Below are 13,414 nucleotides of genomic sequence, written 5' to 3'. Positions count from 1 at the left end.
TATGGAATACTTGGATTTTGAATTACCTATCAAAGAGCTTGAAGAGCAGATGCAGAAATGTGCCTTGATTGGCGATGAGAGTGATGTGGATATGACCGATGCCTGCAAAAAAATTGAAAAAAAGCTCAACCAAACTAAAAAAGAGATTTACAGCAATTTAACGCCTTGGCAGCGCGTGCAAATATCACGGCACTTAGACCGCCCCTATACACTCGATTACATCAATGCCCTTTGTGGCGACACGTTTTTGGAACTGCACGGTGACCGCACTGTAAAAGACGACAAAGCGATGATTGGAGGCTTTGGAAAGATTGAAAATCAGAGTTTTCTGTTCATCGGGCAACAAAAAGGTGTGAATACCAAAATGCGCCAGTATCGCAACTTCGGTATGGCAAACCCCGAAGGATATCGCAAGGCGTTGCGATTGATGAAATCCGCTGAAAAATTCGGAATCCCGATTGTTTGTTTGGTAGATACACCCGGTGCATTCCCCGGCATTGAAGCCGAAGAACGCGGGCAAGGCGAGGCAATCGCCCGAAACATACTTGAAATGTCGCGACTGAAAGTGCCTGTTATTGTGTTTATTATTGGCGAAGGAGCTTCCGGAGGAGCTTTGGGAATCGGTATTGGTGACCGTGTTTATATGCTTGAAAATACGTGGTATTCCGTGATTTCGCCCGAGTCGTGTTCCTCTATCCTTTGGCGAAGCTGGGAATATAAAAAAGAAGCCGCCGAAGCACTAAAACTCACCGCCCCCGATATGAAAAAGTTAAAACTTGTTGATGAAATCATCAAAGAACCGCTCGGTGGGGCACATCGCGACCGAGAAACTACTTTCTTAACCGTTCGTAAAGTGATTTTAGATACCTATAATGAACTCAAAAAACTTCCTGCCGAAAAACTTATTCAAAAGCGAATGGATAAGTACCTAAATATGGGAGTTTTCAAAGAATAAATAGATTGTGTTTTTAAATTGGTTTTCAAAAAAAGAGGGCGGAAAAACTTCGTCCTCTTTTTTATCGACATACAATTTCGGTTTAAACTCATTCCGTATTGTATTTTCAAATGCAGCATTTCAAGGTTTTAACAAGGTGTGACGGGGTTATTAACAATTGTTCAACAGCTTATTAACAGCTTGTGTTTATAATCAATCTGTGAGTTTTATTTTTTTTTTCTAATTTCGCACTATGAAAGATACGCAAATTTATCCAGTGTTGCAAAGTAATGCCACTCCTGCAATGGTTAACTTGGAGCGAGGTAAAATACCTCCGCAAGATGTTAATATAGAACAAGTTGTGTTAGGGGCAATGATGATTGATAAGAAAGGTGTTGATGATGTGATTGATGTGTTGAGCCCTGAGGTATTTTACAAAAAACAGCATCAACTTATCTATCAGGCAATCGCCGAACTTTTTCAACAATCGCAACCCATTGATTTATTAACAGTAATGGAACAACTTCGCCGCAACGGAACGCTTGATGCGGTGGGGGGCGAGTTTTACCTGATTCAACTCACGCAACGGGTGTCGTCATCGGCGCATATTGAGTTTCACGCGCGTATCATTATGCAGAAGTTTATTCAACGCCGACTGATTCAGATTTCATCGGAAGTCATTGAAGAGGCATATGATGAAACCAAAGATGTTTTTGACCTTTTGGATTCAGCCGAATCGAAACTCTACGAGGTGGCACAAGGTAATTTGAAACGTTCCAGTGAGTCAGCCGGTGATTTGGTTATCAAGGCATTAAAGAAAATTCAAGACCTTTCAAACAAAACCGACGGGTTTAGCGGCATTCCTTCGGGTTTCACCAAGTTAGACCAGCTTACTTCGGGCTGGCAAGCCAGTGATTTAATCATCGTGGCGGCGCGTCCCGGTATGGGAAAAACGGCGCTGACCCTTTCAATGGCGCGAAATATTACAGTGGGACAAAATATTCCGGTAGCGTTTTTTTCGCTGGAAATGTCTTCCGTTCAGCTGATTACGCGTTTAATCTCGTCCGAAACGGGGCTTTCATCTGAAAAATTGCGTACCGGAAAATTAGAACCGCACGAATGGCACGTGCTTAGCACCAAGGTGAAAGACCTTGAAAAAGCGCCTCTGTACATTGACGATACACCTTCTATTTCCATTTTTGATTTAAGAGCGAAAGCGCGCAGACTTTCATCTCAATACGGAATAAAATTAATAATCATTGATTATCTGCAACTTATGACGGCAGGTGGAGCTAAAGGTGCCGGAAATCGGGAGCAGGAAATCTCGACCATTTCACGAAATTTAAAGGCTTTGGCAAAGGAATTGGACGTTCCGGTGATTGCCCTTTCACAGCTTTCGCGTAATGTGGAATCGCGCCCCGGACATAAACGCCCGCAACTATCTGATTTGAGGGAATCCGGTGCTATTGAGCAAGATGCTGATATTGTGTCGTTTATATATCGTCCTGAATATTACAAAATTATGGAGTGGGATGATGAAGCCGGCTCATCAACTGCCAATCAAGGGGAATTTATCGTTGCCAAACACCGAAACGGAGGGCTTGATAACATTCGTTTGAAGTTTTTGGGGCAATACGGAAAGTTTGATAATTTAGATGAATTTGATGGCTTTGGCGCAGCGTTTTCAGAGCCGCAAGAATTCGGCTCACGAATGAATGACGATTATGTAGCGCCTAAATTACCGTCACCCAATGATGCTTTCGGGGCTTCACCATTTCAAGCACCTAATACGGGGGCTGATGATGTACCTTATTGATTTTTAACAGATTAATAAGATTTTAAATTTTTTGTAAAAGAAAAATAATTTAGAATAGTTATAAAAAATCGGTTTTTGGTGAGAAATATGAAGTTTGTCATTTTTTTTACCGAACAAAATTATTAATTTAGCCAATTAAATTTACTAAAATATGATGACTCAAAACATTGCTCTTTATGATCACACGGCTGGTAGTATCATTATGTATTTTTTCGGGCTGGTTTGCCTGGGGTTTGTTGTGATGCTCGTGTTGTTTTTCCGTAGCGGAAAGAAGAAAAAATAGGTTAAAAAGCAGAAATTTACTCAAAAATTTCTGCTTTTTTTTTATGTGGATTATCCGAATAATTCTTGGATGGCATCTTCAATTTTAGCCACTTTGACGATGTTGATTTGCGTGTTTTTTAGCGCTATTTTGCTGTATTTTGAAATGAAAATAGTTTCAAAACCCAGTTTTTCGGCTTCGGTGATGCGCTGTTCCACGCGTTGTACGGGGCGTATTTCACCGCCCAGCCCCACTTCGCCTGCAAAACAGATGTTTTTTTCGATGGCGATATCTTCATTTGACGATAAAATCGCCATTGCCACGCCCAAATCGGTGGCGGGGTCGTCAATGGTGATTCCGCCGGTGATGTTTAAAAACACGTCTTTCGCCCCCAATCGGAAGCCGGCGCGTTTTTCCAATACGGCGAGCAACATATTGAGGCGTTTGGCGTTAAAACCCGTGGCGCTGCGTTGCGGTGTTCCGTAAACGGCAGTGCTTACAAGAGCTTGAATTTCAATCATTAATGGGCGCATTCCTTCCAAAGTAGCGGCTATGGTGGTGCCACTGATGGTTTCGTCGGTTTTTGAAATCAGAATTTCCGACGGGTTGTTCACTTCGCGTAATCCGTTGCTGAGCATTTCGTAAATGCCTAATTCAGCGGTAGAACCAAAACGATTTTTGAGCGAACGCAAGATGCGGTACACGTGGTTGCGGTCGCCTTCAAACTGCAAAACGGTATCCACCATATGTTCCAAAATTTTAGGTCCTGCAATTTGTCCGTCTTTGGTAATATGCCCGATGAGGATAACGGGTGTGTGGGTGGTTTTGGCAAATTTGATGAGTTCGGAGGTGCATTCCCGAATTTGCGAAATGCTTCCGGCTGATGCCTCGATATAATCAGATTGCAGAGTTTGAATGGAATCAATAATCACGATTTCGGGTTGTAACTCCTTGATTTGCTGGAATATGTTTTGTGTTTTTATTTCCGTTAAGATAAAACAATTGTTGAGTTTATGCTCAATGCGGTCGGCACGCATTTTGATTTGCTTTTCGCTTTCTTCTCCCGAAACGTATAGGGTTCGGTAGGGTAAATTTAAGGCGATTTGCAACAAAAGCGTACTTTTCCCAATACCGGGTTCACCACCCAACAAGGTTACCGAACCGGGAACGATACCGCCTCCTAAAACATTGTTAAGTTCTTGATTGTTAGTGTTTAGTCTGCTTTCGGATTGAGTGCTTATCTGTGAAATGGCAACGTATTTGGGCGCTTTTTTGCTTTTTGAGTCGGAGGTGTTTTGCCAAGCCTTTTTGTCTTCTTTTTGGAGGACTTCCTCGGCGATGGTGTTCCATTCCTTACAGGCATAGCACTGCCCCTGCCATTTGCTGTACTGCGTGCCGCAATTCTGACAGAAATAGGTTGTTTTTACCTTCATAAACGGGTGTTAATTTTGCGTTTCTTCGGTTGTTGGTGTTTGCTCGCTTTCTTCTTGTGCAGGTTCTTCCTCCTCCTCAGGTTTGCCCTTCGCTTTTTTCAAACTTTTCCGAAGTTTTGTAATACGCTCATTAATAAGGTCTTGTTTAATGAAATCAACAGCCGGCTCGCCATAAGCACGTTGATAGGCGCGAACGGCTCTTTTAAAGTCGTTGGTATTTTCGTAAAATTCACCCAAGAAGAAACTTGGCATAGCAGTTTCGTTGTATCCGTTAGCTCTCACGAAATCAGAAAGTTTCAAGAGTGAATTCCATTCTTCTTTTTCTTTAATAACGTCGTAAATTGCTAAAATGTCGTTTAACAGCGGTTTCTTTTTAACACCCAGTTCTTTGTGTATTCGGTTGTATTTGTTTTCGATATATTCAAAAATATTTTCTTGCAAAGGTTGAATTTTTTCTTTAAATTCTTTGGCAGAAATGGGTTTGTAGGCATCAAAAAGAATGTCGATTGCTTTTGAAACTCCCATTAAATCAGTTGTTTGTGGTGATGAACCTTCAAAAACATCGTGATGATAGCTTACATACTCGTTCGACTTCCCTTTGAGTTGGTTGTTTAAGGTTTTTATTTTTTCAAGCGAAGCCGCATTTTCCATATCGGTTGTGGCAGTGTAGAAAAAAGTAAACTTTTTGGCTTTTGTAAACTGCTCGGAAAGCGGCATATAAATGTAGGGTTGAACTTGCGGATTGAGGGCAATGACAGCATTGAATAACGGCTTGTCACTCAATAAGTAATGGCTTGCCAGATAGCCCGACTCGTCTGAGCCTATAACGGCTTTAAGGTTGCTGATAGGGTATTTTCCTTGAACGTAAGGGACTAACTCGGCAGCGACGAATTCAAAAAAACGTGCCGATTCATTCATCGGTCGCCCAACTTCGTGCGGAACGGTAACATCTTCTTCGGTGCTGAACACGCCCACAACGATGCACTTGGGCATATTGTGCGCATACTCGTAATAGCGGGTGGTTGCGATGACCGATTCCATCAATGAGGCAGCATCAAGCACGACCAACAGCGGGTATCCTTCTTTTTCTGAAAATTTTTCCGGAAGGTAAATGGCTATTTTGCGTTTTCCGTTTAGTCTGTTAGAATTAAATTCTTCGGAGATTACTTGTGTGAAGCCGTTTTGTAAAAATAACAGTGCAAAGAATAACAGTAGTTTTTTCATAAGAAAATTATTTAAAAGTTTGTAATTATTATTTAAGTATTTGAAATTCAGTGTTTGTTTTTTTGTTCTTTGATGCTTTCAAAAATGCGAACCACTTCGTTATGAGAGGGGGTTTTGTCTTTGAAATAATCTGTAATATATTGTTTTTGAGTGTCGTTTGCTCCTAATTGATTCAAAATGTTCATCAGGTGCATTTTCATATGTCCTTTTTGTATGCCGAGTGTAATGAGTGAACTCACGGCAGCAAAATTTTGTGCCAAGCCTACCGTAGCAGCGATTTGCATTAATTCTCTTGCCGAAGGTTTTTCCAGAATTTGCAAGGCGGTTTTCACTAGCGGATGCAGGTTTGTCAGTCCGCCAACGGTTCCTAATGCCAGCGGCACCTCAATGCCAAAGTGGAAAATCCCGTTTTCAATTTTTGCATTCGTCAAACTTTGGTACTTCCCGCTTCGGGCGGCGTAGGCGTGTACGCCGGCTTCAACGGCTCTGAAATCGTTTCCGGTTGCCAACACTACGGAGTCTATTCCGTTCATAATGCCTTTGTTATGCGTGGTGGCACGATGCACTTCGGCATTGGCGATGGTGATGGCTCTGACAAATTTCTCACAGAATTCAGTTCCGCTTAGGTTGGCAACTGCCATTTTTTCAACAGGGCACGACACTTTAGATTTCACCAAACATTCAGGGACATAGTTGGACAGAATCGACATCACAATTTCGTACTTTCCGTTAATTGCCGGAAAATTTTTGGCTTCATTGGCAAACGTTTCCGAAAACGATTCCAAGCACGAATTGATGAAGTTCGCCCCCATAGCGTCCAATGTTTCAAAAGTGGCGAAAAGTTGGTAGTAATGAGCAAGTTCGCTGCGTTTGTCAATGAGTTTCAGCGCTGTGATGCCTCCGCCACGTTTTTCCATATTGGTAGTGATGGCTTTTGCATTTTCAAACATTTTGGGTTTTATACTATTGAAAAAATGTTCTAAATCCGTTTTTTCGCCATAAAACATAAAGTGAACCTGTCCGTTTTTTTGGGTTGAAATCACTTCGGTGGTAAATCCGCCTCGTATTTCCCAAAATTTGGCGGCACGGCTAGCGGCTGCCACTACCGAACTCTCTTCAATGACCATCGGCACGGTGTAGGTACGTCCGTTAATGGTAAAGTTCGGTGCTATGGCAAAGGGTAAGTAGTAATTGGTGATGGCATTTTCAATAAACTCATCGTGAAGCTGTTGCAAAGCCTTGTCGCTGTTATGATATTTTTCAAAGTATGAAAATGCCTTGTTGTCGCCCGCAAAATAAGTTTGGCAAACCCAATCGATTTTTTGTTGTTTTGTCAGTTTTGAAAATCCGTCTATTTTTTTCATCAATGCAATGTGTTTTTATTTTTAGTCAAGTAAGTGCGTTGCAAATATACAACAGAAAATTAATAATTGCCTGATTGTTACCAAAAAAGATGTTTTTTAGTGCTGATTTTACCGAATTTTATTTTTTTTTGCCTACATTTGCCATCAAACTTGCGAAATTTATTTTTCTAATGAAACGATTATTTTTATGTGTCGGGCTGTTGGCTTTTATCGGTTGTCAAGACAAAAAAGAAAAGGAAATAGCCTCTATATCAGTGCCTTTTGAAACCGTTCGGTTCGATTCACTTTTCTTTGAAACGCCGGCTGATAAATTGCCCGAATTGCGAAAGGAATTTCCGTTTTTCTTTACATCAAACATTGATGATAAGGAATGGATTGATATACAGAAAGATACTCTGCGGCAAGAACTTTACCAAGAAGTGCGCAAGCACATTGGCAATTTTGCAAGCGAAAAAAAGGAAATTAAAAATTTGTTTCAACATATAAAGTACTATTTTCCGAATTTCAAAGCCCCGAAGGTAATTACGCTTACCTCAGAGGTGGATTATCAATCAAGGGTTATTTATGCTGATAGTCTGTTACTTATCGGGATTGACAACTATTTGGGCGAAAATCATTATTTTTATGAAAACATTCAAAAATACATTCGGTTTGAACTCAAAAAAGAATACATCGTCATTGACCTTGCTGAGGCTTTTGCCGAGAAATTAATTCCTCGTTATCAGTATCTTACTTTTTTGGATAATATTATTTATGAAGGAAAGAAATTGTATCTTATTGAGCGATTGTTACCCAAAAAATCACAAGCCGACATTTTAAAATATGAAACCCTAAAATGGAAATGGGCAACGGAAAACGAATCGCAAATTTGGCGGTATTTCATTGAAAATGACTTGCTGTACCAAACGGATAAACGCCTGCTGAATCGGTTTGTTTATCCGGCGCCGTTTTCAAAATTTTATTTGGAACTGGACAACGAATCACCCGGCGGCGTGGGGCGTTTTGTGGGCTTGCAAATTGTGCAATCATTTATGGAAAAAAATAGTCAAACGTCTCTTATTGAGATGCTTGCAATGAAGTCAGACGAGTTGTTTAAAAAATCATCTTATAAACCTAAAAAATAATGTCAAAAAAAACATCAAACATTCAGCTCTCCGTTACGTTGGATGAAAATCATATCCCCGAAAAATTATTTTGGAATGCCGAAGACGGTGGCGTTTACAACGAAGAAACCAAAGCTGTTTTGTTATCTGTCTGGGATTCAAAGAATAAAGAAGCCTTGCGCATCGACCTCTGGACCAAAGATATGCCCGTTGATGAAATGAAAATGTTTTTCTATCAAACCTTATCGGCAATGGCAGACACGTTTCACAGAGCCACCGATGATGAAAAAATGCGCGACACGATGCGCGATTTTTGTGAGTATTTTGCACAAAAAATGGAGTTGAAGCCGTAATGGCTGTTTTTCAAATTGTTAAATAATGAGTTATCTTATTAAACCCCAACACTATCGTCCGCTTTTGGATTTGCAACAAACCGAGTTGGGCATTCAAAAAATAAAAGATTTTTTTCAGGTAAATCTCTCTGCCGAGTTGCGTTTGCGGCGCGTTACGGCACCGCTTTTCGTTTTGCAAGGCACAGGGCTTAATGATGATTTGAGCGGTGTGGAACGGGCGGTGAATTTCCCCATTAAGGATATGAACGAAAAACGCGCCGAAGTGGTGCATTCGCTTGCCAAATGGAAGCGTGTGATGCTCGCTGATTATCACATTGAAAAAGGATACGGAATTTACACCGATATGAACGCCATTCGCGCTGATGAAGAACTCGGAAATTTGCATTCGCTTTACGTTGACCAGTGGGATTGGGAAATGGTAATTTCTGAAAATCAGCGTAATATTGATTTTCTGAAAAATATTGTACGTCGTATTTACGCTACACTTTTACGCACTGAATATTTGGTTTGCGAGAGTTTTTCAGCGATAAAACCCATATTGCCTCCCGAAATTTATTTTATCCATTCGGAAGAATTGTTGCAAAAATATCCGCACCTAACGCCCAAAGAGCGTGAAGCCGCCATTGCCAAAGAACATAAAGCGGTGTTTATCATCGGTATAGGCGGAAAACTTTCCAATGGCGAAAAACACGACACCAGAGCACCCGATTACGACGATTGGAGCGGCCGTTGTGATGAAAAATATGCAGGACTCAACGGCGACATCATTCTTTGGAATCCTATTTTGGAGCTTCCGTTCGAGATTTCCTCAATGGGAATTCGTGTGAATCAAGAAACGTTGTTGCGGCAATTGCAGTTGGAACAAAAAGAAGACAGGTTGCATCTCTACTTTCACAAACGCCTGATTGAGGGGGCGTTACCGCTTTCTATTGGAGGCGGTATCGGGCAGTCACGTTTGTGTATGTTTCTTTTGCATAAGGCTCATATTGGTGAAATTCAGGCAAGTATATGGCCTGATGAGATGCGCGCCACTTGCAACGAATGGCATATTCCGTTGATATAGTTCACATAAAATTTGCAGATAATCAAAAAAGTTGTATCTTAGCAACGTTAATTTAAAAAAAGATATATTATGAACGAATTTTTTCCGTTAATTCCCTTTATTTTTTTGGCGTTGGTTGTTTTCTTCGGAATGTTTTTTACCGTGAAACAACAAACCGCCGTGGCTATCGAGCGTTTTGGTAAATTTCAGAGCATTCGTCATTCGGGTTTGCAAATCAAAATTCCGATTATTGACAAAATTGCGGCACGCATCAGTTTGAAAATCCAGCAATTAGATGTAATTGTGGAGACCAAAACTCTTGATGATGTGTTCGTAAAAATCAAAGTTTCGGTGCAGTACGTCGTGATTAAAGACAAGGTGTACGATGCCATTTACCGATTGGAATATCCGCACGACCAAATTACCAGCTACGTGTTTGACGTGGTGCGTGCCGAAGTGCCGAAAATGCGTCTGGATGATGTTTTCGTAAAGAAAGACGATATCGCCATTGCCGTAAAACGCGAAGTGCAAGAAGCGATGGAAACTTACGGTTACGATATTATCAAAACTTTGGTTACTGACATCGACCCCGATTCGCAAGTGAAAGCCGCGATGAACCGTATCAACGCTGCTGAACGTGAGAAGGTTGCAGCTCAGTACGAAGGTGATGCACAGCGTATTTTAATCGTTGAAAAAGCCAAAGCTGAAGCCGAAAGCAAGCGTTTGCAAGGGCAGGGTATTGCCGACCAACGTCGTGAAATTGCCCGCGGATTGGTGGAAAGCGTTGATGTGCTTAACAAGGTGGGAATCAGCTCACAAGAAGCCTCCGCTTTGATTGTCGTAACCCAGCATTACGATACGTTGCAGGCAGTTGGACAACAAACCAGCAGTAATTTGATTTTGCTACCGAATTCACCCAATGCCGGAAGCGAAATGCTTAACAATATGATAACTTCATTTGCGGCATCGAATCAAATTGCTGAAAAAATGAAAGAAAATAACAAAGAAGCATAATGTTCAAGTTGTTAATACTCACGTAATTCGGTAGGAAACTTTGGTTTTTCTGCCGAATTATTTTTTGTCAGAATTTGCCAAAAACACATTTATTTACTACTTTTGTTTGCTTATCGAAACAGGTAATGGAACTATTTATTGAGTTCAATACTTAATCGCAATCTTTATTCAACGATTGGGGGCTGATTTTGGGTGCTTTTTTAGTACTTTTAACGGCATTCATTTGATTTTTAGCATAGTCTGCGAATACTTGGAGCAGGGTATGTCCAAATCCACAGCCTTGAATTTTTGGTACTTTTGTTTCAAGACAAAAGTACGAAGATAAAAATAAGTAATGAACTTAAATATTTATAAATTAATAAAATAAAAGATGAATCAATTTACCGCAGAAGATTTTGAAAGATTGCTAAAAGGTTGGATTACAGAGTTGGTTAATTTCGTTCCGATATTGATTGGGGCGATTATCGTTTTTGTCGTGGGGCGTTACGCCATACGCTTTTTGGTGAATTTGGTAAAAAAAATAATGGTGCGGCGTGAAGTTGATGTTACATTGCAAACTTTTCTTTTACAGCTAATTAAGTGGGTTTTACATATCGCTTTGTTTTTGATTATCATTCAGATGATTGGCATTCCGGCAACGCAATTTTTCGCCATTTTAGCCAGTGCGGGTATTGCGGTGGGTTTGGCATTGCAGGGGTCGCTTTCCAATTTTGCAGGCGGAATTATGATTCTGATTTTCAAGCCTTTCAAGGTTGGTGATGTTATCGAAGCAAAAGGCGAACGCGGTACGGTAAAACGCATCGGACTGGTTTCTACCACTTTGAATAAGTTTAATAATGAGGAAGTTATCATCCCTAACGGACCACTCTTTGGCGATAATATCATCAATTTCACTCGTGAAGACAAAAGACGCGTAAAAGTCTTGGTCGGCATCGGATACAGCTCTGACCTTCAAAAAGCAAAGGAAATTTTGTTGGACATTGCCCGAAACGAAAAACGAGCCTTTCAAGACCCCGCTCCCAATGTTTTTGTGGAAGAATTGGCGGATAATTCCGTAAATATTTCGGTGCGTTTCTGGTGTGATAATAATGATTATTGGGATTGTTATTTTGCTGCTATTGAGGAGATTAAATTACGATTTGATGCCGAAGGAATTGAAATTCCGTTCCCGCAACGTGTCGTTACGATGGCAGGGAACAACCCGAAATCTTAAAAAATAGAACAATAAACGTTTTTTGTAACCCATAAAAATATGAATGTAATACAAACTAACATATGTGAGGTGTTAATCATTGAACCTAAGGTGTTTGGCGACGAGCGTGGGTATTTTTTTGAGTCGTTTTCACATCAGCAGTTTGTCGAGGCAGTTTGCCAAACAACCTTTGTTCAAGATAATGAATCGAAATCCCGTTACGGTGTTTTACGGGGACTTCACTTTCAAAAACCGCCTTTTACGCAATCCAAACTGGTGCGTGTTGTGCAAGGGAAAGTGCTTGACGTGGCGGTTGATATCCGCAAGGGTTCGCCCACGTTTGGCAGGCACGTAGCGGCGGAACTTTCGGCGGAAAATAAACGCCAACTGTTTGTACCACGGGGTTTTGCACACGGGTTTGTGGTGTTGAGTGATGAGGCAATTTTTCAGTACAAATGCGATAATTACTATCATCCGCAAGAGGAAGGGAGCGTGCTTTGGAACGACCCCGTTTTGCAAATCGATTGGAAAATACCGCACAAAGATGTGATTTTGTCACAGAAAGATACCCAAAGTCCGCTTTTGCGTGATGCTTTTCTGTTTGATTATGCAACAAATTTGTATGAAAATCAATAAGATTCTGACGGCTTTGTTGCACATTATCAACCCCATAGCGCTTTTGATTATCATAAATCAAGTGCTGATGGTAACGCCCGATTATTGGGGAGCGACATCGGTAACGGTTGCTTTGCTTTTAGCAAGTGTGTCATTGGCAGTACTTTTCCTTTCAAAAAACTGGCTTATAATGAGTTATCATTTAGTGTATGCCGTTTTGTTTGCAGTGGGTTTTATCACGTTTCCGTTGGGGGTGGTTTTTGCTTTACCCGGAGGTGTCGGACTTACATTGATGGTGCTTTTTGGTGTGTATATGCCTTTGTTGCTGTTGGTTATATCTAATGCAGGCGTATTTTTGTCAATGCGTAAAAGCATCAAAACAACTATTTTTAAGCAGTAAGTAATAGAATGCTATGAAACTACTTTTAAGCTGGTTACTGGTTGTATTTGCCGTTCAATTCTCACAGGCACAATTCATTAAGCAGAAAGCCATTGAGGTGAAGGTGGGCAACGGGAGCAGTATGTCAACAGCAGGTAAGACCAATGTAGTGGTAAATGGTTTTGCCAGTGAAGGAACATTCGTTTTGAAAATAAAATCGTGGTTTGAATTACGCCCTTATATGGGTTTTATCACTGCAAAATCCATCGGAAAAGATTTTGACAACAACCCTACACCTGAAAAGACGCAAACAAAAGCTTTTTATTTGGGAGGAAAGGCACGAGTAAAAGCTCCAATTCGCTGGGTGGCGCCTTATCTTGAATTGGGTAGGGGGCTGTCGGTAGGGAGTTTCAAAAATGTTACCCTCAACCACAACGAAGAAGTGAAAGGACTGGCACCACACGCTATGTTTTCGTTGGGGCTTGCTTTGGGGCGAAATGGAAACGTAGATTTGTCATTTTCAACCTATTTGCTCCCGTCAGCGAACCAGATAATGGGCGGATTCTTCATCGGAATGGCATTTCCGATAAAATAAAACCTTGTTTTGTTGTGAAATTAGGCAATTTGGCGTACTTTTGTGGTGATTTAATCCGCTGAGAGCATTCTTTCTTTATGAATTAAAA

13 protein-coding genes are annotated in these 13,414 nt (G+C 40.9%); 10 read left to right on the top strand and 3 right to left on the bottom strand.

Annotated features, from left to right (window positions below; all coding sequences use genetic code 11):
* Position 1: 1 nt before the first annotated feature.
* A complete protein-coding gene (locus Q4D72_RS03025) occupies positions 2-955 on the top strand; it encodes an acetyl-CoA carboxylase carboxyltransferase subunit alpha (RefSeq protein ID WP_303075940.1) in 954 nt (317 codons plus the stop codon).
* Between the two features lie 232 nt (positions 956-1,187).
* Positions 1,188-2,750, top strand: coding sequence for a replicative DNA helicase (dnaB, locus tag Q4D72_RS03020; RefSeq protein ID WP_303075939.1), 1,563 nt, complete (start codon positions 1,188-1,190; stop codon positions 2,748-2,750).
* A gap of 333 nt (positions 2,751-3,083) precedes the next feature.
* On the opposite strand, the gene radA is transcribed toward dnaB, so the two are convergent.
* The 3 genes from radA to Q4D72_RS03005 are packed head-to-tail and all read right to left on the bottom strand — an operon-like array spanning position 3,084 to position 7,033.
* Entirely contained in the window at positions 3,084-4,445 is a 1,362-nt protein-coding gene (gene radA, locus Q4D72_RS03015) for a DNA repair protein RadA (RefSeq protein ID WP_303075938.1), read from the bottom strand.
* Between the two features lie 9 nt (positions 4,446-4,454).
* Complete coding sequence (locus Q4D72_RS03010; RefSeq protein ID WP_303075937.1) at positions 4,455-5,669, bottom strand: alpha/beta hydrolase; 1,215 nt, start codon at positions 5,667-5,669, stop codon at positions 4,455-4,457.
* A gap of 47 nt (positions 5,670-5,716) precedes the next feature.
* Positions 5,717-7,033, bottom strand: a complete 1,317-nt coding sequence (locus Q4D72_RS03005) for a hydroxymethylglutaryl-CoA reductase, degradative (RefSeq protein WP_303075936.1) — start codon at positions 7,031-7,033, stop codon at positions 5,717-5,719.
* A gap of 170 nt (positions 7,034-7,203) precedes the next feature.
* Here Q4D72_RS03005 and gldB point away from each other — a divergent pair, with 170 nt between their 5' ends.
* The 8 genes from gldB to Q4D72_RS02965 all read left to right on the top strand — a co-directional run bounded on the left by gldB (position 7,204) and on the right by Q4D72_RS02965 (position 13,326).
* Positions 7,204-8,157, top strand: coding sequence for a gliding motility lipoprotein GldB (gldB, locus tag Q4D72_RS03000; protein ID WP_303075935.1), 954 nt, complete (start codon positions 7,204-7,206; stop codon positions 8,155-8,157).
* The gene (gene gldC, locus Q4D72_RS02995) at positions 8,157-8,489 is read left to right on the top strand and encodes a gliding motility protein GldC (RefSeq protein ID WP_303075934.1); all 333 of its coding nucleotides are present in this window, start codon (positions 8,157-8,159) and stop codon (positions 8,487-8,489) included. Before gldB ends, gldC begins: the two co-directional genes overlap by 1 nt.
* A gap of 25 nt (positions 8,490-8,514) precedes the next feature.
* The gene (gene asnA, locus Q4D72_RS02990) at positions 8,515-9,552 is read left to right on the top strand and encodes an aspartate--ammonia ligase (protein WP_303075933.1); all 1,038 of its coding nucleotides are present in this window, start codon (positions 8,515-8,517) and stop codon (positions 9,550-9,552) included.
* Positions 9,553-9,681: 129 nt separating this feature from the next.
* Positions 9,682-10,545 carry an SPFH domain-containing protein gene (locus Q4D72_RS02985; RefSeq protein ID WP_303075978.1) on the top strand — a complete coding sequence of 288 codons (864 nt, stop codon included), beginning with the start codon at positions 9,682-9,684 and terminating at the stop codon, positions 10,543-10,545.
* A gap of 370 nt (positions 10,546-10,915) precedes the next feature.
* Positions 10,916-11,758, top strand: a complete 843-nt coding sequence (locus Q4D72_RS02980; protein ID WP_303075932.1) for a mechanosensitive ion channel family protein — start codon at positions 10,916-10,918, stop codon at positions 11,756-11,758.
* A 39-nt stretch (positions 11,759-11,797) separates the two neighbouring features.
* On the top strand, positions 11,798-12,373 hold the full coding sequence (gene rfbC / locus Q4D72_RS02975; protein ID WP_303075931.1) for a dTDP-4-dehydrorhamnose 3,5-epimerase: 576 nt from the start codon (positions 11,798-11,800) through the stop codon (positions 12,371-12,373).
* Positions 12,360-12,752 carry a hypothetical protein gene (locus Q4D72_RS02970; protein ID WP_303075930.1) on the top strand — a complete coding sequence of 131 codons (393 nt, stop codon included), beginning with the start codon at positions 12,360-12,362 and terminating at the stop codon, positions 12,750-12,752. The genes rfbC and Q4D72_RS02970 overlap by 14 nt, the downstream gene beginning before the upstream one ends.
* Before the next feature lie 13 nt (positions 12,753-12,765).
* A complete protein-coding gene (locus Q4D72_RS02965; protein ID WP_303075929.1) occupies positions 12,766-13,326 on the top strand; it encodes a hypothetical protein in 561 nt (186 codons plus the stop codon).
* The last annotated feature ends 88 nt before the right edge of the window (positions 13,327-13,414 follow it).

The organism is Capnocytophaga sp. (assembly GCF_030532915.1).
In the GTDB taxonomy this organism is placed as follows: Bacteria; Bacteroidota; Bacteroidia; order Flavobacteriales; family Flavobacteriaceae; genus Capnocytophaga.
Note: the sequence above shows the minus strand (reverse complement) of the source record. Positions and strands in the feature narration are given on the sequence as shown.